Raw genomic sequence first — 23,205 nt, 5'->3', positions numbered from 1 at the left:
GTTAGCGATGTTGTGGCACAGCTTTCTGTTAGCTATGTTGTGGCATTTAACAACTAGGCACCAGGTACTAGGGACTGATTTTCCTGGGCACCAGATACCAGGTACTAGGAACTGATCTTCACTCTCAACCCTTTTACCATTTTACTCACTTCGATACTCTGATCGACAAGCTTTCCAGCCGTTTCCTTGTCGATATAACCGATATTCGCGGCGAGTTGTATTTGAGTCCTCAATCCGTAGGCCATCGCGCCAGAGGCACTATCGCAAGTCATTGATTTGGGCGCCCTTCAATGGGCGCGTTGATGACTTTTTGCGAAGTCATCAACTTTATACTTGCTACTATCTTTTTCCCTTCCCTGCTTTTCGCTCCACCAGCTGAACCGTAAAATGTCTGTCGAGGGTCTGGGCGATGCGGTTCACCATGGACAGGGAGTGCCCCTCGTAGTCGGCGTCCTCCAGCCTGCTGATGACCGACTGGGTCGTGTTCACCAGTTCGGCCAGCTGCTTCTGGGTCAGGCCCGCTTCCGCTCTCATCCGGTATATCATCCGAGCCATCTGGGCACTTATGCGTTCTTTTTCCAGAGATGCCAGACGCCCCGCATCATCGCCTATGTAACGGTCGTGAAGTATCTTTATCGCCTTATCTGTTTTTTTTCTTCCGCTCACTATCATCATCCCTTGAAGGTGTGCGTCACCGGATCAGTCACGAACATCGTTCGGCGCTTAATTGCCAGTTCTATCTCAAGTCCCGGCACCGCCTTTTCCTTGATCATTCCATGAGAGATAACAGCCGCCTTTCCATAATAGAAATAGAGCATACGGTAATGGATCCCCTGATAGCTTGCCCGCAGTTCGTAAATTCCGTTCCTCAGGAAGTCTGCCTCCGGCCGGCGAAGCTCATGACCCATTTCGGCAAGCCGCTCTATCCTGACAATGCACTTGTCCTGAATCTTGGGAGGCAAACTGTCCAGCCAGTGGAGCAACGGGCAGGTACCGTCTGCCTCGACGAAGAGAATGACTTTCGTCTCAGGCATCAGGGAATACCTGATTCTGGAATTATCGCAAAATTGAAATACCAAGTCAATCGCAATTCTGCGATATCATCGCAAGCTTTTTTACGGACGACTCTCATGCACCGGACAGTGCAAAAGGAAGGCCAAGGGGCATTTCTTCGTCTCGGTTGAGATCTGCTGGGGTCAAAGCCCAGATCCTCAGGTTTTCCTATGCGTTCCGCCGGGGTCCCGTCTTCGCTTTTGTGTCTGCTTACGCGCAGGTCAAGAGCCAACTGCCCACAAGTTAACGAAGTTTCGCGAAGTTTAGAATAGACCAGGACCTTTTGGTTAGATCTATCAGCGAAAATCAGCGTGCATCAGCAGCTGATAACTATAGCAAGGATGACCTGGTGTCAGGCCGGGTAGGCTAATTCAGATCCATCCGCGCATACAGTGCCACCCAGCCCATGCACTCCTCGATCCAGGACAGTGCATCCCAGGCGACCTGCGATCTGGACGGTGCATCAGGGAAGGTCCTTGTCCACAGAATGGAATCACCGGCCATCATCCTGCACCACTCGCCTTCCTTCTTCACATCCCTCAACCAGGAGTTGGCGTTGGTCAGACGGACACCGGTGGGCGGCCTGCGAAGCCGGAACCCCTTAAGGAATCCTTCCGAAAGGGCGGCCGCATTTTCCAATACGCGGAAGTCGTCCGGCTCGGCGTGCGAGTCGGGATTCACCGCCTCCGGGAAGAAGTCCTGTGACTGGATTGACCCAAGGACCGCCCTCAAAAGGTGGAGGAGGCCCAACTTCAGTTCCTCGCGGTCAGTCTGAGGCAGGTTGCGAACATCCACATCTCCCAGTGCTTCCCCTAGAATTTTTTCCTGGGTAATGGCGAGCGGGTTGGCAGCGGCGCCTCGTATAACACCGTGGATAAAGGCTATGGTCCTTTCGGGGGTAGTTACTCTGAGCTTATCCTCCAGCCAATCGTTGCCGGGAAACTTCGTGATAGTACCTGCGGACTCCTGCATGACAGACCTCCTGTGCAAGGTCCCGGTCAAAATGGCAGGAATGGAAATGCAAGATGAGGGCCATCGCGCTGCTTACCAAAGAGCTCTGACACCAGCTTTGGATAGTGCGGTCTGAAACCCTGTTTTTAAACCCTGTGGGGCAGCCTTCGAGGGGCTGCACTGTGGTAAAATAATGTGCCCTATCGCGGCGAGCCGTTCTTCAACTCTGGACTCTGGACCCTGGACTCTGGACTCGCGACTCCAGACCCTGGACTCCGGACTCCCTGTCCGCCATAGCTCGCAGAGCGAAGGTGGATGGACTCTGGACTCTTATTCCCCCCAGGCCAGGCCGTAAAGCCTGTCGGCATACTGCAGAATCAGGTCTTTGCGGGCGATGGTTTCCTTCCACTCTTTCGGGATGCCCGACTCCCCGTAAAAGGCCCCGGCAATCTGGCCGTACACCGCTCCGGTTGTGTCGGCGTCGTCGCCCAGGTTGACGGCCTTTCGCGCCCCCTCCTGGAAGGATGTGCTGTGGTAAAAGGCCCAGAGCGCCGCCTCCAGGGACTTGACGGCGTATCCCGTTCCCCTGATTTTCGGCGGTGTGAGCCGTTGGAAGGAACCGTCGGCTATTGCCTGGACCTCCGGGACAAGGGGCGGATCCAGTTTCCATCCCTCCGGGGCCTGGTAAGAGCTGCCGGAAAAAAGTTCCTTTCGCCCCGCCCCGTTAACTATGCTGATAATGATCTGGCCGAGGAGACGGCAGGTATCGATCGCCGCGAGGGCTCCGTGGGTCGTCCTCGAACTTTTTCCCGAAAGATGGATTCCCTTGCATGGGGTGTCCGCGAAGGCCAGCGGCACCGGCGCCAGGCGCATGATGGAACCGTTGCCGGCTCGATCCGGTTCCGTAGGACCCGCGAAGGGATCGCCGGTTCGTTCATACCTCTCGAGGGCCTCCCGGATGGTATCCCCGATATCGAAACAGTTCCCGGTGCTGCTCAGGTGACCCTCACGATACCATCGAAGGAACCGGGCGATCTGGTCGGTCTCGTTAAAGCCGTTGCACTCGATAAGGCTTTCCGCCAGGCAAAGGGCCATGGATGTGTCGTCGGTCCACTGTCCGGGTTCGAGACCGAAAATCCCGCCGCCCGTCATGTCCGTAAGGGATGTGAAAGTTCCCGGCTCCTGAAACTCCAGGGGCGCGCCCAAGGCGTCTCCGACGGCCAGCCCCAGAAGACAGCCTCGGTAGCGGTCAATTCCGTTTTTCGGCATTTTCCTCTTTTCTCACGCTCGCTCCCTGTTCAGCTTCGTCGGAGTCTGGAGCGGATAATCATCATGAACCTTTTCTCACAGGGATGAAGGGGATGGAGGGGATAAATTCCCGAACAACCCCTTTCAGAGCCCCGGTGTCCATGGAAAAGATACCCCCCTCACCAAACCTCTCCAGGGGGAGAGGGATTTCTCTGAAATCGGCTGATTGAGGCACTTCGGATTGAGATTAAAGCAAGCTTTCATCGCAACCCGAAGTGCCTCAACGGCTTTGGTGAGGGATGCGCCTTATCCGCGTCCATCTGCGTCCATCCGCGGTAAAGGAACTTAAAGGCTTCTTGGCCGCTGATGCACGCTGCGCTCCGCGGGCCCCAGATGCCGAAGTCCAGAGTTTCAGGTTCTCTGCGCTTACGATGTTTGTCCTATCCCCGCCATCCCCTTCATCCCTGTTAAATCAGGCCTTTAGATGCAGTAAGGTACGCATTATTGTGATGAACCGTGTTTTTTAAAACCTTTCTTTAAAAACCCTGTGGGGTGACCTTCAAATCACGCCATCGGCGTGACTGTGATGAATTAGCTTTTGACCTTTTCAGCTCCGCCCGGGATTGCCGCGTCCCCTTCGACAAGCTCAGGGTCCTCGCAATGACAGCAAAATAATAAAGGTGCGCGCTTTAGCCGGATGAACCAGGTCTTGAGGAAGAATAACATGAAATTTCCGGACGGGAAATCCTCGTTGAACTCCTCATCCTCCTCCTCTATGATGAGAGCAGTTATTTTCCCAGAAGGAGAAGCCCCATGGATTTGTCTGCCATAATTCTCGCCCTCGCGGGTGTCGTTACCGGCGCCATACTTGCCTGGCTGATCGCCAGGACGAAAATCGTTCGCCTGGAAACCACCCTCGAAATCGAGAGGGAGGCAGCCGGGGAAAACCTCAAGGTTATCGAAACGGCCAGGGAGACCCTGAGCGACACCTTCAAGGCGCTTTCCTCCGATGTTTTGCAGAGCAGCGGCAAAACCTTCCTCGAGATGGCCAGGCTTGAGCTGGAAAAGGTCCAATCCCAATCCAGGGGGGAACTGGAGAAGAGACAGCAGGCCGTGGAGAATCTGGTCACCCCGATTAAACAGTCCCTGGAAAAGGTCGATTCGAAAATCCAGGATCTCGAGAAGGTCCGCCTGGAGGCCTACGTGGAACTGAAGGAACAGGTCAGACAGATGTCCAGCACCCAGGAGAACCTCAGGCTGGAGACCGGAAACCTGGTCAAGGCCCTCCGTTCACCTGTTGTCCGGGGCAAGTGGGGGGAGATGCAGCTCAAGCGGGTTGTGGAGCTGGCCGGCATGCTGGACCATTGCGATTTCATCGAACAGGAGTCGGTGAACACCGGGGACGGAAGGCTGCGCCCCGATCTCATCGTCAGGCTTCCGGGAGACAAAAGAATTGTGGTGGATGCCAAGTCGCCGCTGGAGGCCTATATGGACGCCCAGGAAACACAGGATGACGGGGAGAGGGACACCCAGCTTAAAAGGCATGCCCGGCACATCAGGGACCACATGAGAAAACTCGCCGAAAAGGGCTACTGGGAACAGTTCGACCAGTCACCCGAGTTTGTGGTCATGTTCATACCCGGTGAGAACTTTTTTTCCGCGGCGTTGGAGAAGGATCCCGGTCTCATCGAGGCAGGAGTGGACCAGCGGGTTATCCTGGCGACCCCGACCACCCTCATTGCTCTCCTCAAGGCGGTCGCTTATGGATGGCAGCAGGAAAAGGTGGCGGAAAGCGCCCAGTCCATCTGGAACCTCGGCCGGGAGCTCTACGACCGCCTGAGGGTTCTCGCCGACCACTTCGCGGGAGTGGGCAAGGGCCTGGATAAGGCGGTGGACTCCTACAACAGGGCGGTATCTTCCATGGAGAGCCGGGTCCTTGTTTCGGCCAGGAGGTTTAACGAGATGAGCGCCGGAAGCATGAAGGAGATCACCCCTTTAGAGCCCGTGGAGAAACGGTCCAGAGACCTGCAGGCTCCTGAGCTGACGGATAACGAAGGGGAGAATGGAAGCTAGGGGTCAGAGCGGCCGGACCCCGGACCTTCTGCTATCCTCCACCCACCGTCCCAATCATGGAACCGACCGACACTACCTTGTACCCTCTGTCCTTGAGCTGGTCGAGCAGTTCACCGATCCTGGGATAGAAAGGATCCACCTTTCGCTCCGACCCCAGGTGGAACAGGAGTATTCCGCCGCCGAGCCCGGATTCGGTCCCTTGATCGAAGGATAAGATCTTATCCACGATCTGCTCTGAGCTCAGGTATAGGGCGGAACTCCTGTCGCTTACCCAGTCCAACCCATCCAGGCTTTGGTGCGTCTTTGAATCGTAGGTCCATGAGACGTGGCGGTACCCGGCTTCCCAGGCCCAGCGCCGGATAGTCTTGTTCTGTTCCCCGTAAGGCGCACGCCAGAGGTGTTCCATCTTCCTGCCGGTAACCTTTTCATAAAGGGCCTCGTTCCTTTTTAGCTCGGATATGAGGAACTTTCGGGTGACCCCCGGAAGCGTATTCTGACGATAGTTGGCGGCATATGTGGTCAGGTGCGGATGGCTGTACGTGTGGTTTCCCACCTCGTGACCCTCGGAGGCGATCCGGCGGACGATGGCCGGATATCTCCTGATAAACTCTCCGGTAAGGAAAAATGTGGTCTTCAGTCCCCTGGTTTTCAGGGCGTCGAGGATGCGCTTGGCCGCGTTTCCCTGTCCACCTCCGTCGAATGTGATGGCGACCTTCCTCGACAGGGGATCACCTCGGGTCAAATCACCTATGGGGATTAAAATCCTGCCGGATCCCGATGCCTTCAGGGAGATGGGTCTGGAGCTGTTTTCCCTCTTGGGTTTTTGTACCGCCGTTTTTGCCGCCAAGGGTCGCACGGGGATTTCGATGGTCAACCCCGCGGCCGGAGCAAGAGAAGGGGAAGGAAGAACGGGGGATGAATAAACGGGCGGGGCTCGCATGAGATCACCGATCTCCCTGGTGGTACGGAGCAGGACCGCGGTCTGGGCCAGGATAAGAAGCAGAACACCGAGATAGATGATCCTGAAGATGCCGTTTCCCGTCACCTTCTCCAGGGCTCTTTCCACCCTTCTGAGCCGAAGGCTTCCCCTGAGGAACATGCGTTTGAGGCGCACCGATCCTTCGGACAGCCGATAAAGAGACTGGCAGCGAAAGGAACAGAAGATGTGGCCGCCGGCCCGACGCTGGCACGTGGGACAAATGGGAGAAAGACAGTGATAACAGCGCCGTCGCGCGTCCCTGTCGGGGTGGTAGATGCAGTGTTGTTTTTTCTCTCCCATACCGGGATGAATAGCAGAATGGACCGGGTGGGGCAAGGAGGCAATCGTCTCCCGGCGGGTGTCCTTGAAAAGCCGGGGGAAAGGCAGTAGAGTGAAAAACGGTGCTAATGGCCGAGCGCTGCGAAGTCAAAAACCCTGGAATTAAACCTGGAACCCGAGACTGGAAACCAATTATGTCCCCTCACTGGCGTGCCCTCGATATCGATCTTTCCACGGGCCGAATCTTCAATACCGAATTCCCTGAAAGCCGGGTCCGGCTTTTTCTGGGTGGGAGGGGGCTCGGCGCCGCTATCCTCAGGGATCTGACAGGTCCCGGTACGGAGCCCCTGGGTTCCGATACACCCCTTATTTTTGCCACCGGCCCATTAACGGGAGCCGGGGTTCCTTCGGGTGACCGCTTCAGCCTCAGCACCCTTTCCCCCCTCACCGGCACCGTCCTCGACACCAATTCCGGCGGCCGGCTGGGGCGCTCCCTGAAAAGGGCTGGCTGGGATCTCCTTATTATTCGCGGGGCGGCTCAAAGCCTTTCCATCCTCAAGGTGGATAATAGCGGGGGCGAGCTGCTGCCGGCCGGGGAAATGCGTGGCGAGAGGGTCTCAACAGTCCTGGGGAAATTGGGAAGGACCTACGGTAAAAGTTGCGGGATGGCGGTCATAGGGCCTGCCGGGGAACGTGTTGTACGCTACGCTTCCATCATGACGGAACGGATGAGGGCCATGGGCAGAGGAGGGGCTGGGGCCGTCATGGGAAGCAAGAACCTCAAGGCCATTGTGGTCATGGGGAGCGGCGAGGTCAAGGTCCATGACCGGGGACGCCTGAAAGTGGTTCTGGAGGAATCCAACAGGTGGCTTCGCGCCCATCCGGTCACCTCCAAGGCGCTTCCGGCCCTCGGCACACCCATGCTGGTGAACATCTGCACCCGTGCGGGCATCTTTCCAATGGCCAACTTCCGGAGAGTGGCTGTGGGGGAATCGAAAGCCTACTCTGGAGAACTGCTGGCCAGGGAATTCACCGTTGGGCGGAGCGGATGTACGGGGTGCTACATAAGGTGCGGCCGAATTACCGAGGTGGACGGTGTCAGGGGCGAGGGCCCGGAATATGAAAGCCTTTGGGCCCTGGGTCCAAACCTCGATATCACCGATCTGAAAGCTATCATCCGGGCCGCCCACCTGTGCAACGAGCTGGGCCTGGACACCATCTCCACCGGCGGGACACTCTCTTGCGCCATGGAACTAGGCAGCCTCGATATAAGGAGATCATCCCTGAACTTCGGTGATTCCGAGGCCGTCCTGAAGGCCATCGGCCTTATCGCGGCCAGGGAAGGCGAAGGCGATGAACTGGCGGAGGGCTCCCGTACCCTGTCCCGGAAAGCCGGGGCCGAGGAATACTCCATGCAGGTCAAGGGTCTCGAACTTCCAGGTTATGATCCCCGGGGCGTCCAGGGCCAGGGGCTGGCCTACGCGACATCCAGCCGTGGCGGCTGCCATCTGAGAGGCGGATACCTCATTGCCAGAGAGGTTCTCGGCATTCCCAAGAAGGTTTCGGGGCGGGAGGTCCTGGGCAAAGGCGGGCATGTCGCGAGGGCACAGGACTTCGGGGCGGTGGCCGATTCCCTCTCTTCCTGCCGGTTCGCCACCTTTGCCCTGACCCAGGAATACTGGTCCAGAATGGTGTCCGCCGTCACCGGATGGGAAATGTCCGGGGAGGATATGATGCGGGCGGGGGAGAGAATAATCAATCTGGAACGAATATTGAATGTGGAAAGAGGGATTGAACCGGAGCAGGATACTCTCCCCCGGCGTTTTCTGTCCGAGCCCCTTGGGGAGGGGGCTTGCGCCGGCGAGGTGGTCAGGCTCGATGACATGCTGGAAGAATACTATGCCCGGAGAGGATGGCCGGGCGGAGTTCCGGACCGGGAGAAGAGAGAGGAGTTGGGACTGTCATGAGAATGGAAGGTGAATCCTGGGACAGGTTGACAGCGGAATTTGCCCGTATCGGAAGGCTCCTGTTTCAAGGGGGGCTTAACAACTCACATAGCGGCAATCTCAGCGTTCGCATTGGTGACAAACTGGTAATCACCCGCCGTGGGGCGATGTTGGGGGAACTTTCCGCCTCCGATCTTGTTCCGATCGACCTTAAGCAGGACGACAGCGGAATCGCCATCGCGTCCACGGAGGTCAATGTCCACAGGGCGATCTATCGTTCCACCTCGGCTCTCGCTATTGTCCATTCCCACCCGCGTTCCGCCACGGCCCTTTCTTTAAGGGGAGACAATATCGTGCCCGTGGATGTTGAGGGCCGGTACTATTTCAAGAGGGTCCCGGTTTTTCAGGCCAAACGTGCCATCGGTTCTGAGGAACTGGAGGGAGGCCTGCCCGTTCTCCTCGAGAATTTCCCCATCGTTATGATCAGGGGCCACGGGGCCTTCGCGACGGGCGGAAATCTCGAGGAAGGGCTTCAGATTTCCCACTCGCTGGAGTGGTCGTGCGATATTCTCCTTCGCTGCCTGGCCATGGGACTGTCACCCGAGGTGGTCATGGATGATGACGGGCATGGGGACTGGTAGAATGCGTGTCGATGTTTATAAAGGCGACCAGTACCTTGGAGGGTATCACATCGGGAGCAGCTCCCAGTTACGCATCGGCCGCGGCAGGAAAAATCAGATCATCCTTCCACATCAGACGGTGAGCCGTCACCACGCCAACCTGGTACGTCAGGGCACCCGCTACACCCTTATGGACCGGAGCAGTAACGGAACCTGGCTCGATGGGGAGAGAATTGAAAAGGCCGTTCTCTCCCGCGGCGATGAGTTCACCATAGGTCCGTACCGTCTCCGCCTGACCCAGGAGGAATCCGAGTGGGACAAGGAAACCGAGATCAGGGGGAGCTCTTCCCATGGGGATGGAGCGATATTCGAGGGTATGGTGGGAAGTTCCGACGCCATGGCTCGCCTGTTCGAGATGATCGACAAGGTCGCCTCCTCCGTGGGAACCGCTTTGGTCATGGGTGAAACGGGATGCGGCAAGGAGCTTGTGGCCAGGGCCATCCATAATCGAAGTGCGCGTTCGTCGGGTCCCTTCATCGCCATCAACTGTGGAGCGATTTCGCGCGACCTTGTGGAAAGTGAGCTGTTCGGCCATGAGAAAGGGGCGTTTACCGGCGCCATTGCGGCCAGGAAAGGGGCCTTCGAGCAGGCGCATGGCGGCACCCTTTTTCTCGACGAGATCGGCGAACTGTCCCTTGGCCTCCAGCCGAAGCTCCTGAGGGTCCTTGAGACGGGCGAGATCAGAAGGGTAGGTTCCCAGAACAGTATCAGCGTGGATGTCCGGGTGGTGGCCGCTACCCACCGACATCTGAAAAAGGAAGTGGAACAGGGGGCTTTTCGCGCCGATCTTCTCTACCGTCTTTTCGTCCTTCCCCTTGCGGTACCCCCCCTGCGGCGAAGGAAGGATGACATACCTGTTTTGGCGCAGCATTTTTTGATGGGTCGGTCCGAGATACTTCCCGATGCCATGGAAAGGCTTAAGGGACACACGTGGCAGGGCAATATCAGGGAACTCAAAAACGTTCTGGAGCGTGCCTGCATACTGAAGGGGGGCAGCCCCATAGACAGGGAGGACCTTATCTTTTTTGATGATGGGGATGACCCCATGGCCGGCCGCGAGGCGGATGAGGCGACCCCTCATACCCTGGAGGATCTGGAGAGGATGTACTACACCCGCGCTATGGAAAAGTCGGAGGGGAACATCAGGGCGGCCGCCAAGTGGCTGGGAATACCCAAATCAACCTTTTTTGACCGGGCAAAAAAATACGGCATCTCCCAGGACGGAAAAGACGAGGGGGAGGATAAGGACTGACCCGGTAAAAATAGTATCAGGTCAGATCGAGAACGGGAAGGATGGCTTCCCTCGAATCCAGGGCGAGGACCTTCCGGTATTCCTCCAGGGGAAACGTGTGTGTAATAAGCCCTGCCAGCTGTTTTCCATAAAGATCGCTTAGCTCGATCAGATGTTTTACGGAAGAGTTGAATGCGTCTCTGCCCGCTTTAAGACTGCCCATCAGTATCTGGTTGCCTTCTATCATCCTGCTGAAAAGGGCGGTACCCTCTATATCCAGGTGAGTCTCTCCCGCGATATTTTCCGGTATACCCATTAGGACCATAATGGCGTTAAAGCCCATGAACGGGATGGTGCGCATGATGTAGGAGGGGTCTCCGGTGGTCTCGAAAATATGGTTAAAATGGTATCTGGTCTTTTCCAACCTTTCCAATGGGACACGGGCTGTATTAATGAACTCCACGTCCAGGGGGTCTAATACGGCGGACCTGGAGTCGTCCGACTCCCGGCGGCCGAAAACCGTTATCCGGTAGTTGTAAAGGGACAGGAGAAAAGCGGCCATTATTCCCACCAGCCCCATGCCGGTCACCAGGGTGCGGGGTGGGAAAGGATCGTCATTGTGGAAACAGTAAAAGTTGTACCGCTCAAGGATCTGAACCGCCTCGCGGTGGGCTTTTTCGGCCACGCTTAAGGGCGTAAGCAGCAGGGCCAGGTTTTCCAGGTCGTCGGGCAGATTAATGAGATAACGGCTTTTAAGGACAATAAACTCTCTCGCAAAACCGTGGGCTCTCATAAGCCCCGAATCCATGTATTTGTCCGGATGGGGACAGATGTCGCTGCGTGCGTCGATGCATTTGTCGCAGTCGCGGCGAATGGTCGGGACAACGAGGTCCCCGGCGGCAAGGTTCTTTACAAGGGATCCGGTTTCCGCCACCCTGCCTGCGGCGATATGGCCGGGTATCAGGTATTTTGACCCTTCAGGGGAGACGGCTTTCGGGTTCTCCATGATGAGGCGGTCCCTGCGGGTAAAGGCGACCCGTGTAATGCGGACGAGAACCTCGTCGGCTTCCAAAATCGGCATCGGCACATCCCTGACGGCAAATTCACCCGTGGAGGGGGTCACTGTCAGGGCTCTCATGGTCTGTATGGTCATGGTTGAAATTATAGCAGATCATGCGTTTCGGGCAATGAACTTACGGGAAGAATATTGCCATTTCCGGGCATATTCAATATCATCACCATATTGTCCATAAATTATATTGCCGAAGGAGTTTTCGATTTTGAAACGACGTCGTGGCCCTGTCATTCTGGTTTTCCTGATTCTTGTTGGTTTTACAGGGATTTTCCGCATCCCGGATGCCCGATCAATGGGTGTCGTCCTGACCCCGCCGCCGGGAACATACCACGAACCTGTCGTTCTCAGATTTGCGGTCCCCGCCGGGGCCGAGGTCCATTTCACACTGGATGGTTCCGAACCCACTGTAAGGTCTCCCGCCTTCAAGTCCCCTGTCACCATCGGCGAAGATACGGTTATCCGCTATTTTACCGTGGACGTGTCGGGGATCATGGGCGCCGTCAAAGAGGCCTTTTATAGAATAGATTTGCCCGACTCCCGGAAGGACCGTCTGCTGACTGTCGCAAATCCCCCGGGGGGGCATTTTTCCAGAGGCGTCTGGGTCAAACTGGAAGGCAGGGCCGGGGCTGCCCTCTATTACACCATAGACGGTTCGGACCCGGATACGAGCAGCCCTGTGTTTACATCGCCTATCCTTCTGACCAACGATACCGTTTTAAAATTTTTCTCCATGGGAAGCGATGGGACAAGAGAGCCTGTAAGATCCGAGCGTTATAGTTTCAGCCTCACCGAAAAGATTGTGGACACGACACCGCCGGAGCCCACCGTTGCGCCCTCCCCCGGGGAGTATAAAATCGGCGACCTGGTTCACCTTGAGGCCAATGAGGAATGCGAATTCTACTACACACTTGACGGATCAAAGCCCACTGAAAAATCAATTAAATATGAAAATCCTTTCCCTATTCAGGGTAATACCGTTCTGAGGTTTTTCGCTGTTGACCGGGCACACAACCGCAGCGAGATCCATGTTGCAAAGTATGTGGTTGATACCGTTCCAGCGGAATCCAGGACGATCCCCGCACCGGGCCTATATGTTCCACCGCTGACTGTCAGGATTGAGACCTCCGAGGAAGATGCAGTCGTTCACTTCACATTGGATGGATCCGACCCCGGCGTTGATTCCCATGTCTATAATGCTCCCCTCGTTCTGAATTACCACACCATCATAAAGTACTTTTCAGTGGACCGGATGGGCAACAGGGAGGAGGTTAAAACGGCGGAATACACCTTCGACTCAACCCCCCCGGAAACCGAAGTAACGCCCCCGGGGGGCGAATACAGGCCGCCCGTATCCGTTACGCTGGAAACCGAGGAAGGAGCAGCCATCCATTACACTTTGGATGGGAGTACCCCGGACATGAACAGCCCCGTCTATTCCAACACCCTGACATTCAAGGTCCCCACCGTTTTGAAGCTCTTCGCCGTGGACAATCTCGGCAATGAAGAAGCTGTCCAAACCCATCGATACCGATTTATCAATGGAGTGTGGCGGAAGTACGCACGGGGGGTGTTCCTTCTGCCCAGCGTAACCGACGGTCATACATTCTGGATGGGTTCCGAAGCGGGTCTGGTTGTCTACACGGTCGGATCGGGTTCGCAGCAGTTTGTCGGCCAACGGGAGGGTTTCCTCGGAAATACAATCAACGATATGGTCCTGGATGAGGAAGACAACCTCTGGGTGGCCACCGAGGCGGGCATCACCGTCATGAAGAAGAGGGGCGGATTTTTCCATATCGGAAAAAAACAGGGGCTGCCGTCCGAAGAGGTCATCAGCCTGGGTGTGGACATCGACAACTCCGTGTGGGCCGGAACAAAAAATGGGGTGGCCCACATCAAGAGGAATGTCGTCCTGGAGATCCTCGAAAAGAAGGACGGGCTTGTGGACAATACTGTCCTGGCCATCGCCGTGGATGCTCTCGGAAACAAGTGGTTCGGCACAAAGAAAGGCCTTTCAAAATTCACGGGGTCGGAGTGGCATAACTTCACCAGGGAAAGCGGTCTGATAAGAAACGAGGTTCGTACCGTGGCGCTGGATTCCCATTGGAACGTATGGTGCGGCACACCTGATGGTATTTCAGTGTTTGATGGCACCGGTTGGAGAAGCTACAGGCAGAAGGACGGGTTGCCGAGCGATGCCATTACCCTCATCACCCCGGATGTCGACGGAGATATCTGGGTTGCGACCCGGGGCGGAGTGGCCCGATTTACGGGGGACCATTGGGTCAAGGAGGAATTACCTTAGGAGAGCCTGTCAGGGCGTGAAGGCGCGAGCGTCCCCGATGGAGCTACATAACAAACACAAGACATCCCCGGCAAAATAATATAACATTTTCCCGATGATAAAGGATTTCAGGGTCCATGGGGTGGCTGGACCGGACAAAGAATTCTATGCGACGCTAAGCGGATTTGGACTGGGGAGCCATTATTTTCACGAGGTGCTTGATGAAGGCGTCGTCGCCAGGCACCGCTTTTTCAGCGGCGGCAATGAGTTTATTATCAGCCCGGACGGGATTTCCCACACCGGCAATGGGGGCAGTTTCTGTCCCTATATGTTCGGTGTCGATGAACCGGTTGAAGATCTTGTCAAAGCGGATGTAGTCAACCGTCTTGTTCTTTTCGGGGCCCGGCACGACGGGGTTCCCGGTATTCGGTTCACAAAGGATACCTCGGGATACGAATCGTTCAAGGATATCTTCCTCCGCGGGCACACCGTCTTCAACTATTACTTCTTCATACAGTTTTTCCACCGCACAGTTCTCAGGAAACAACAGGAGGAGATCCTCAAGGTTCTTGGTAGATCCCTCAAGAGGTTTCCCCTCGCGTTGGACGGCGATGACTCGAAAATAGCGGAGGAACTGAACGATAAGTGGTCTGAACTGGGAACGGCCTTTTTTTTGCTGAAACTTGTGAACCAGTCTCATCGCGATTTCTACGTCAAGTACGAGGAACTCTATTCCCGTTCGCACGCTATCGGGGAAGACGAGCAGACCATCCTGCAGGATCTGGCGAACCGGCTGAGGATCGATCCCTATTCTCAGGAGCGCATAAAGATCGATATCATGTTTCGGGACAACGAGAACAGACAGGTCATAGATGAGTACAGATCCGTCCTGGCTGAAATCTGGAGAGGAGAGGAGATCCGCTTCGACCAGAGCGCCAAGATATCTCGATTGAGGACTTTGGCACTCCGCAAGGGGATCCCGGATAGCTTCCTGAACGTACTGGATGAAAAACTCCTTGGTGACAAAAAAATCATGACGACCGAGGCGCCGGAATATCTCATTGAGGCCAGAGGCGTACTGGAAACCATATTGCTCCGGACCCGGCGGACAGGTGTTCATCTGGAGAGGATTGACCTTATCCGCCTGCTGAAGACAAAGCTTTCCGCTCTGGAGAATCGCGATTCCGCGTTCGATAGAATATTAATCGAGGTTGGCAAGGAGTGCGACGATCTCAGTACCAGGATGGAGAACCCGACCATCCTCGAGGAGTTCGGAAATATTATCACCTACTTCGACAGGTTCGATACGGTCTATAATATGGTCAACCGGATGGCTTTCCACGAGGAGGAGAAGCTTTCACTGGAACGGGCCCGAAGCCTCCTGGCCAATCGCAGGATTTTTGAGGAAATACAGGATGGCCTCTTTCGCGAGCTGTTCCTGAACCCTATTCTGAAAAACCCCTTTCTCCCCAACACCGGCAGAAAAAAGATCGAGGCCCTTTCCTCGGGGCTCGGAAAAATAGCCACAGGTGATCTTTCGCTCCATGACCTGGTTATCTCCCTTGAGACCCTCACAAGGGAGGAGAAGGAATACCATATCGTCAAAGCTGCCATGGACCGGTGGTTGAAGAAATTCGGGCGTTCACTCCGGGGTGCGGACGAGGAGAATGCCTTCGTCGGAGATGTAAAGAAGATGTTGACATCCAGGGGCTTCGTCAGGTCCGGCATACCGGATGCCTTCCTGCGAAAAGCCCTTGATGATCTGAAAATGGAACGTGTTTACGTCAACACGGTTCTTCCCAGGGCGGTCAAGGGGATGAACCCCAAGGTCCGGGAGGAGTTTATCCGTTCCAGCGGCCTGGATCTCATCAGGGTCGAGGAACTCGAGAGGGAGTTCCAGGTTCAATACAGGTTGGAGGATGGAGCCATGGATCGGATCAGGAGGAGCAACCCATGAGGAAAAGGTTATGCTGATGGCTGGTGTTGGCGAGGCCCAACCACGCACCCTTGACGATGAGTTTTTCGATGGTAGTGCCCGAACCGGGGGGACCGGATAATGAGAGGCAAGGTCTTTCTATTCCTGGCCATTCTTCTGGCAGTTGTGGCTGTCGTTGCCCGGTTCTTTCCTTTTGATAGAACCCCTCCGGCCGTTTCCATCCAACCTCCCCCCGGAACCTACAATAAGGCGGTTTCCCTGGTTTTTACCACCGAGCAGGGCGCCGTCGTTTTCTATTCCATCGGCGATCAGGAACCTATGCCCTACATCGTTCCCGTCACCTTGCGGAATGACGCTCAGGTTCGTTATTTTGCCGCCGACCGGGCAGGCAACCGGTCGGAGATACAGACCTCGATTTTTCATGTGCGCCTGGATACGGAGCCTCCCGTTACGGCTGCCCGTCCGAAGGGGGGTAAGTACAACCATCCGATATCCATCCGCCTGACCACCGAAGAGGATGCCGTCACCCGATTTACCCTTGATGGAAGTGTCCCCGGAGAAGGCTCACCTGTCTACGGTAAGCCCCTTAGAATAAAAAAGGATACATCGCTTAAATTCTTCTCCATGGATAAGGCGGGAAACAAGGAGGCGGTCAGGACGGAGATTTACCATATCCTTATCGACACTACCAGGCCTGTGACCATCGCCGATCCGTCCGGCGGACTGTTCAACAGTCCCGTCACCGTTTCCCTCGTTGGTGAAGAGGGGGCCAGGATCCATTACACGCTCGATGGAAGCCGGCCTACCTCCCGGTCCCGTGCCTATTTGAAACCCATCACCTTTCAACGCAGCGGGGTTCTGCGTTTTTTTGCTGTTGATGGCGCCGGGAACAAGGAAAATGTCCGTGAGGAACGATATGTGATCGATACCGTTCCCCCCAAGGTTAAAGTGGAGCCTCATCCGGGGACCTATGGAACCGCGGTTAATGTGACCCTGTCATCCAATGAGAAGGGAACGATCCGGTACGAGATCGGTGAACGTGAACCAGGTCCCTCGTCACCAATTTTCCATGGTGCCATAAAACTGAACCGTTCGATGGTCCTTAAATATTTTGCGGTGGACGAAGCTGGAAACAGGGGAGAAACAGCCACAGCCGAATTTATCATCGATACTACTGCGCCCACTGTGGTGCCGCGCCCGAAGGGAGGCAATTATTCGGGAAGAATCCGGGTTAAACTGGAAACGTCCGAACCGGCGAATATTTTCTACACACTTGACGGGAGTTCGGTAACACGTCAGTCATCGAGATACCGTGGCCCCATCAATGTGACCAGGAATGCTGTTTTATCCTACTTCGCTGTGGATAAAGTCGGCAACCGTAGTGATGTTGTCAGCCAGCGCTATATTCTGGACCGGACACCGCCGGTTACCTCCGCTGACCCCGGCGAAGGGATGTTTTCAGGGCCTATCCTCGTCGTGTTGAAGACCGAGGATAATGCTGTCATTCGATACACCACTGACGGAAGCACCCCGAGCGACGCCTCGCCGGAATATGAAAACCCTGTTCCCGTAGCCCGGGATACTGTTCTGAAGTTTTTCGCAGTTGACGAATCCGGCAACAGGGAGGCGGTTAAAGTCGAAAAATACACATTTGATCAGACACCTCCGTCAACCACCGTTGATCCGCCGGCCGGAATATACAACAGGCCTGTGAGTGTATCCCTGAAATCCGAGAAAGGCGGCAGAATATTCATCAGAACGGGAGTAAATAAGAAGTTCTCCATTTATGGCGGACCCTTCGTACTGAGCCAAAGCGGAAAAATATTCTTTTATTCCGAGGATGCGGCCGGGAACAGGGAAGGGATCCAGATGGCCGAATATACCATCGATTCCGAGCCGCCCAACACCATCTCTTATCCAGCGCCGGGTCAATATAATCCCCCCATAACCCTGGAGCTGAAGAGCGAGGAAAACGCGATTATTCGTTATACCCTGGACGGTACGGAACCCACGGACGGGTCCCCTCAGTATACCGTTCCGCTGATTCTCCGTGACAAAGCCACAATCAGATTTTTCGCCGTGGACAGGGCGGGGAACCACGAAAAAGTTAAAACCGCCAGTTACACAGTGGCAAGCGGTCTATGGAGAGACAACACCAATGGAGTGTTTATCTTTCCCAGCGTATTGGATGGAAACTTCCTGTGGGTCGGAGGCGATGAGGGGCTTTTCAGAGTAAACATCATTAACAAGAGGAGGAAGAACTTCACCAGGGACAACGGCCTCATCAGTAATTCTGTCCGGGCCATCGCGGTTGACCATCTGGGCTTTAAATGGATCGGAACCGATAAAGGTGTTTCCCAGTTCGATGGCGCGAAGAACTGGGTAACCTTTGATTACGGCGATGGTTTGCCGAGCAACTTTATCAACTGTATCGTCGTGGATCAGAGAAAGCATCTCTGGTTCGGCACGGACAAGGGGTTGGCCCGTTTTGACGGCAATTCCTTTAAGGTCTATACATCCAGGGATGGTCTTCCGGACGACAATGTGAACGCGCTGGCCATCGATGCCAACGGAGTTTTCTGGATCGCTACGGACAAGGGGGTAGCCAGTTTTCGCGACAAGGTGATCAGGGTCTTTACCCATCTTGACGGTCTTCCTTCCGACAGGGTGACCGCCATTGCCGTTGACGGACGCTGGAATGTCTGGATCGGAACCAGGGAAAGCGGAATCGCCCGGTTTGATGGGAAAAAATGGGTGGTTTTCGGTCCGGACCAGGGATTTTTTGGACGCTCTGTTCCCGTGATTGCTGTGGACCTGTCGGATAACAAGTGGTTTCATACGGACCAGGGAGTTTTTAAATACGATGGAAAGCGTTTTTCCGTGGTTAAGATGCCGGTATACAGGCGACGATAGATGAAAATAACCTGCAGCAACTGCCAGACTCCCTGTCAGGTGGCCGATAGAAAGATCCCGGCCAGGGGAACGAAGTTGAGCTGCCCCAACTGCGGTCAGGATATTCTGATACCACCCAGGAGAGGAGGCGGCAGTTCTTCCGTAAACCTTATGGACCCCCCCGGGGTGGATTACAGCCAGACCATGTCTTACGATTTTCAGGAGGTTGATCAGAGCAGGAGCGAGGTGACGGATCTTTTGCGTGAAGCTTCCCGGGAAAAACCCCATCTCCAGGAGGGGAAAAAATATTTTCTGACGACCTTGCCCGGCGGTGACGTCTATCTCGTTGACAAACCTGCGGTCTCGTTGGGGAGGAGCGAGGCTGATATTGTAATCAACGATTCTGAGGTTTCCCGGAAACACTGTCAGGTCAGGATCTTCGATGAATATCTGTTTCTCATTGACATGGAGAGCACAAACGGAACTTTCGTGGGTGGAAAGAAGGTCCTCACAGCCCGGCTGAATTTTGGTGATACGTTTACCATCGGGAACACAACGCTCGCAGTAAACAGGGAGGAATAAAACCTTTGGAGCGTGATAAGAAGAACATTGTGCCAGGCGTGAATGCCCGGGCAAAAGGCCTCTTTTCGACGGAAGGTGTGCCCTTTCTGTTTTCCCTGCGTTTTAAAGTAGCTCTCTCTTTCTCACTTCTTCTGCTCCTCCTTTCCGGGGTTATCGCCGTTTCCCTTGTGCGTTACGAGTGGATCTTTCTTTCCATGGAGAGCCAGAAGAGGGCCAAATCGCTTGCGGAAAACCTGGCGGTAAACGCTACAGACCCTCTCCTCGCATCGGATGACCTTCGTCTTGGCCCGGCGACCGAGTCCACGCTTCTCGACGAGGACGTTCGTTACGCCTATCTTGTGAACCATCAGGGAAAGATTGTTTACCATTCGACCCAGGGAAAAACGGGCAATATTATTGACTTTGACCAAATTCCCCCAGCCGCCCCCGGTATTATTCAGTTTGTCGCGCCAATAGTGGCCGAGGATGTCACAGTAGGCAAGGCGGTAGTTGGATTGAGCGCAGAACATATTTACAGCGCAATGAAGGAGACCCTCAAGGGTCTTCTGCTTCCCCTGTTCGCGGTCACCGCCCTGGGAATTGTGGCGATTTTTTTTCTGGCCGGGGTTCAGGTCAAAAAGATTGAGATGTTGGCCAAGGCGGTACGTGCTGTCGGATTTGGGAATTTCCTCGTGCACGTCGATGTGCAGGGAAGAGACGAAGTGGGAAGACTTACCAGGCATTTCAACGAGATGGTCAGACAGATTCAGGAGACTCGAAGCGAAAAAGAGAGGAATTTTCGGGAGACGATCAGATCCCTGGCAGCCGCTGTTGAAGCCAAGGACGCTTATACGAGGGGGCACTGCGAGAGGGTGGGCAGGATCTCCCACGCCATTGCTGAACGGATGAAAATGGGCGGCGATGACCAGAAGAACCTCGAGATGGCGGCCATCCTGCACGATATCGGGAAGATAGGAATAGATGGGAATATCCTGGGCAAGACCGGGCCCCTGAAGGATAGCGAACTGTTTAACATGAAACGCCATCCCGAAATCGGTGCGCGCATATTAGGTCCCATGTCTTCTCTTGAACGGGCGGGATTCTATGTCAAATACCACCATGAACATTTCGACGGGACCGGATACCCGGATGGTTTGAAAGGCGATGATATTCCCCTGCCATCCCGGATCATCAATCTGGTCGATGCGTTTGATGCCATGACTTCGGACCGAGCCTACCGATCGGCACTGGGCCATAAGGAAGCCGTAAGCAGGGTGAAATCGGACTCCGGCGCGCAGTTTGACCCGGCGGTCGTGGAAGTGTTCCTTAGTCTGGAGCGGGAAGGTGTGATCGGGGAAATATGTTCCGAGGTCAAGGAAATAACAACCTAGGTAATATATCGTGTATTGTGCTCCTTGCACTGGTTATGGCAGGTTGCGCTCACCTGGAGGCATTGACGGACAGGACGACCAGGTGCGGCAGAATAGGCAAATTTTCCCGGGCCGGCGAGCACCAGGCGGCAGTTGAAGCGGCCCGGAAACTTCAGGAAGAGATTCAGCTGTGTTCCGAGGATGTCCAGGTCGCCCTGAAGCGTTCCAGTGATACACTCGACAGAGCCGATTCTTTCGTAAGAGAGGCATTCAAGGAGAAGAGCCAGGGAGATCTCGGCGGCGCCAGGGACAGCATGAGGAAGGCATTGAAGATCTACCCTCGTTACTACTGGGTCAAAAAGCTGCTGTCGGGTGTAGAGCGATCCATTGAGGCGCGTGTGGAGGGACTTGAAGAGGAGGCGCAATACCTGGAAGAACGGGGAGATTTTGCGGGAGCCATAAAACGGTTGGAAGCGATTTCATCTCTGACGCCGGCAAGGCCGGGAACTGCGGAGAAGATGGCATTCCTCAGGAAGGCCGAGAAGCATCAGGAGATCCGCCGGGAAGCGGAAAAGAATCTGGCTTTGGCCAGAAAATATTTTAAGGCGGGGCGTCTCCGCGATGCCGAAAAAACCTTGCAGAAATACAAGGTCGCCACGGTCCTCCCCATGCCTGCCCAACGCCTGCTGATTGAAATTAAGACCCTCAGAGAGGCCCGGTCGAGGGAGGCGTTCAAGATGGCCGTCCAGGTGGAGGAACAGGGAAACCTGAACGACGCTTACTATTATCTGGGGCTGACCCTGAGCGAGCCCCCCATGGAAAAAGGGAGGCTCGACGAGGTTGTGGAGTTCGCCAGGCTGCTGGGTCTGAAATTCTACGCCAAGGGACGGTTCACGCAGGCCCGGGAGACCTGGAATCTGGCCCTGGCGCGGGATCCGAAAAACAGAAAACTGAAGGGTTATCTTGATGAGGTCCGAAAACGTCTGGACAGCATTGAAAAAATTCAGGAAGAAAGCGATGACAAACAGGGAAAATAACCTTGAAGAACTTATCCGCAACGCGAGGGAGGTTCTCTCTTACTATGGACGTGACTACAGCATCGGAGCGGTTCGAGGCCTGGCCACGAGAAACATGGTCCGACTGGACTTGCCCGAGCTTTCGGAGAATTTCTTCCCGATTGTCAAGGTCCACGAGATGGCGCTTATGGACCTGGAAGAGATTTTTTACGCGTACCTTCAGGATTCAGGAGATGGAGATCGGGATGCCATACTCCGCCTGATGGTGGAGGAGAAAATCTGGGAATGAGAGAAAACCGCCCAAAATATCCAGCCTCTCAGAGGCAGAAACGAAACAGCCACATCCGAAGACGACCGGTGAGAATCCGTTTCGTTTTTCTACTCCTTATCAGTCTCGGCCTGGTCGGTTTCAGTTATTTCCCGGGGAGATCTGAAAAGAGGTTGCCGAAGCCTCCCATTGTCTCCGAAAAACCGACCGGCCCGAAGGAAGCAGCCCCTTCGATAACTCGACCTGTGGTCAGCGAATTCAAGGTGAAAAAAGGGGAAACCTTTTATGGCATACTCAAAGGCCTTGGGGTCAGCGACGATTCCATCATGACGCTGGCATCCAAAAGGGTGGATGGGGTGAATATTGCCAGGCTTGTGGCAGGGCGACCATACAGGATCATCAAAAGGAATGATACGGCGGTGGAATACCAGTACGAGCCCGATGAAAACAGACTTGTCAAAGTTTCCTTAGGCAGCAAAAAACCGGAGGTCAGCGTAGAACCCATCGAGTACAATGTAAAAACTGTTTTGGTATCGGGCGTCATTGAAAATTCCCTTTTTAACGCCATCGAGTCCCTGGGAGAAAACCCTATCCTGGCCATGGATCTTGCTGAAATATTTGCGTGGCAGATCGATTTCTTCAGGGACTTAAGGAAAGGGGACGTCTTTTCGATCCTGCTGGAGAAATTCTACCGCGACGGGAAATTTGTCAAATATGGACGCATCCTGGCAGCCCGTTTTAAAAATGCCGGGCACCTCTACCAGGCTTTTCTTTACAGGCCGGCGCAGGGCAGTGGCGGATATTTCGATGAGGAGGGCGGCAGCCTGAGGAAGCAGTTTCTCAAGGCGCCCTTGAAATTCAGAAGGATCAGCTCAGGGTTTTCACACAGAAGGCTCAACCCCGTGACTAAAAAAATGGCGCCCCATCTGGGGGTTGACTACACCGCCAGAACCGGCACACCGGTGCACACCATCGGCGACGGCACGGTGATCCTCAGGAAAACAGATCGATTCAATGGAAGAATGTTGAAAATACGCCACAATTCGACCTATTCCAGCGCATATGCGCATCTGAACTCCTTCGCATCCGGTATTTCGAGAGGTGTCCACGTCCGCCAGGGGCAGGTCATCGGCTTTGTTGGGGCAACCGGAAGAACCACCGGGCCGCACCTTCATTTCGCCATGTACCGCAACGGCCGATATGTGGATCCGAGGAAGGTGAATGTCCCGAGGGCATCCTCTGTTCCACGGGATGAAATGGAGTCGTACCTGCAGATGGTCGACGAAAGGGCAGCCCTGCTTTCCGACGGGAGTCTGGAGCTCAGTGCCCGGAACCAAGTGCCCGGAACCAGGTGACGGGTAAAAGG

Annotated in this window: 18 protein-coding genes; 12 read left to right on the top strand and 6 right to left on the bottom strand. The window is 55.1% G+C overall.

Annotated features, from left to right (window positions below; translation table 11 throughout):
• Window positions 1-339: 339 nt before the first annotated feature.
• The 4 genes from GXP52_08055 to GXP52_08040 all read right to left on the bottom strand — a co-directional run bounded on the left by GXP52_08055 (window position 340) and on the right by GXP52_08040 (window position 3,273).
• Window positions 340-672 carry a helix-turn-helix transcriptional regulator gene (locus GXP52_08055; GenBank protein NOY87235.1) on the bottom strand — a complete coding sequence of 111 codons (333 nt, stop codon included), beginning with the start codon at window positions 670-672 and terminating at the stop codon, window positions 340-342.
• Window positions 672-1,034 (bottom strand): type II toxin-antitoxin system RelE/ParE family toxin, encoded by a 363-nt coding sequence (locus tag GXP52_08050; protein ID NOY87234.1) that lies wholly within the window; start codon window positions 1,032-1,034, stop codon window positions 672-674. The genes GXP52_08055 and GXP52_08050 overlap by 1 nt, the downstream gene beginning before the upstream one ends.
• Before the next feature lie 385 nt (window positions 1,035-1,419).
• The gene (locus tag GXP52_08045) at window positions 1,420-2,025 is read right to left on the bottom strand and encodes a hypothetical protein (protein ID NOY87233.1); all 606 of its coding nucleotides are present in this window, start codon (window positions 2,023-2,025) and stop codon (window positions 1,420-1,422) included.
• 309 nt (window positions 2,026-2,334) lie between these two features.
• Window positions 2,335-3,273, bottom strand: coding sequence for an ADP-ribosylglycohydrolase family protein (locus GXP52_08040; protein ID NOY87232.1), 939 nt, complete (start codon window positions 3,271-3,273; stop codon window positions 2,335-2,337).
• 792 nt (window positions 3,274-4,065) lie between these two features.
• Between GXP52_08040 and rmuC the strand changes: the two genes are divergently transcribed.
• Window positions 4,066-5,325: a DNA recombination protein RmuC gene (rmuC, locus tag GXP52_08035; protein NOY87231.1), complete on the top strand. Its 1,260-nt coding sequence runs from the start codon at window positions 4,066-4,068 to the stop codon at window positions 5,323-5,325.
• Between the two features lie 31 nt (window positions 5,326-5,356).
• Here the strand turns inward: rmuC and GXP52_08030 are convergent, their stop codons facing one another.
• On the bottom strand, window positions 5,357-6,640 hold the full coding sequence (locus GXP52_08030) for a polysaccharide deacetylase family protein (GenBank protein ID NOY87230.1): 1,284 nt from the start codon (window positions 6,638-6,640) through the stop codon (window positions 5,357-5,359).
• Window positions 6,641-6,777: 137 nt separating this feature from the next.
• Between GXP52_08030 and GXP52_08025 the strand changes: the two genes are divergently transcribed.
• From GXP52_08025 to GXP52_08015, 3 genes are read left to right on the top strand one after another with little or no spacing between them, the layout of a single operon-like run.
• Window positions 6,778-8,550: an aldehyde ferredoxin oxidoreductase family protein gene (locus GXP52_08025; protein NOY87229.1), complete on the top strand. Its 1,773-nt coding sequence runs from the start codon at window positions 6,778-6,780 to the stop codon at window positions 8,548-8,550.
• 26 nt (window positions 8,551-8,576) lie between these two features.
• Window positions 8,577-9,170 carry a fuculose phosphate aldolase gene (locus tag GXP52_08020; GenBank protein ID NOY87228.1) on the top strand — a complete coding sequence of 198 codons (594 nt, stop codon included), beginning with the start codon at window positions 8,577-8,579 and terminating at the stop codon, window positions 9,168-9,170.
• A gap of 1 nt (window position 9,171) precedes the next feature.
• Window positions 9,172-10,461, top strand: a complete 1,290-nt coding sequence (locus GXP52_08015; GenBank protein ID NOY87227.1) for an FHA domain-containing protein — start codon at window positions 9,172-9,174, stop codon at window positions 10,459-10,461.
• Window positions 10,462-10,477: 16 nt separating this feature from the next.
• On the opposite strand, the gene GXP52_08010 is transcribed toward GXP52_08015, so the two are convergent.
• Entirely contained in the window at window positions 10,478-11,578 is a 1,101-nt protein-coding gene (locus GXP52_08010; GenBank protein ID NOY87226.1) for an alcohol dehydrogenase catalytic domain-containing protein, read from the bottom strand.
• 142 nt (window positions 11,579-11,720) lie between these two features.
• Here GXP52_08010 and GXP52_08005 point away from each other — a divergent pair, with 142 nt between their 5' ends.
• The 8 genes from GXP52_08005 (at window position 11,721) to GXP52_07970 (ending at window position 23,194) form a co-directional block, all read left to right on the top strand.
• Window positions 11,721-13,817, top strand: a complete 2,097-nt coding sequence (locus tag GXP52_08005) for a hypothetical protein (protein NOY87225.1) — start codon at window positions 11,721-11,723, stop codon at window positions 13,815-13,817.
• Between the two features lie 121 nt (window positions 13,818-13,938).
• Entirely contained in the window at window positions 13,939-15,753 is a 1,815-nt protein-coding gene (locus GXP52_08000; GenBank protein NOY87224.1) for a TIGR04442 family protein, read from the top strand.
• 99 nt (window positions 15,754-15,852) lie between these two features.
• Window positions 15,853-18,645 (top strand): hypothetical protein, encoded by a 2,793-nt coding sequence (locus tag GXP52_07995; protein ID NOY87223.1) that lies wholly within the window; start codon window positions 15,853-15,855, stop codon window positions 18,643-18,645.
• Complete coding sequence (locus tag GXP52_07990) at window positions 18,646-19,206, top strand: FHA domain-containing protein (GenBank protein ID NOY87222.1); 561 nt, start codon at window positions 18,646-18,648, stop codon at window positions 19,204-19,206.
• A 29-nt stretch (window positions 19,207-19,235) separates the two neighbouring features.
• Entirely contained in the window at window positions 19,236-20,576 is a 1,341-nt protein-coding gene (locus GXP52_07985) for an HD domain-containing protein (protein ID NOY87221.1), read from the top strand.
• A 62-nt stretch (window positions 20,577-20,638) separates the two neighbouring features.
• Complete coding sequence (locus GXP52_07980) at window positions 20,639-21,592, top strand: hypothetical protein (protein ID NOY87220.1); 954 nt, start codon at window positions 20,639-20,641, stop codon at window positions 21,590-21,592.
• Window positions 21,573-21,860 (top strand): hypothetical protein, encoded by a 288-nt coding sequence (locus GXP52_07975; GenBank protein ID NOY87219.1) that lies wholly within the window; start codon window positions 21,573-21,575, stop codon window positions 21,858-21,860. Before GXP52_07980 ends, GXP52_07975 begins: the two co-directional genes overlap by 20 nt.
• The gene (locus GXP52_07970) at window positions 21,857-23,194 is read left to right on the top strand and encodes a peptidoglycan DD-metalloendopeptidase family protein (GenBank protein NOY87218.1); all 1,338 of its coding nucleotides are present in this window, start codon (window positions 21,857-21,859) and stop codon (window positions 23,192-23,194) included. Before GXP52_07975 ends, GXP52_07970 begins: the two co-directional genes overlap by 4 nt.
• Window positions 23,195-23,205 lie beyond the last annotated feature (11 nt).

The organism is Deltaproteobacteria bacterium (assembly GCA_013151915.1).
In the GTDB taxonomy this organism is placed as follows: domain Bacteria; phylum BMS3Abin14; class BMS3Abin14; order BMS3Abin14; family BMS3Abin14; genus BMS3ABIN14.
The sequence above is the reverse complement of the archived record's forward strand: the minus strand, read 5'-3'. Positions and strand labels throughout refer to the sequence as shown.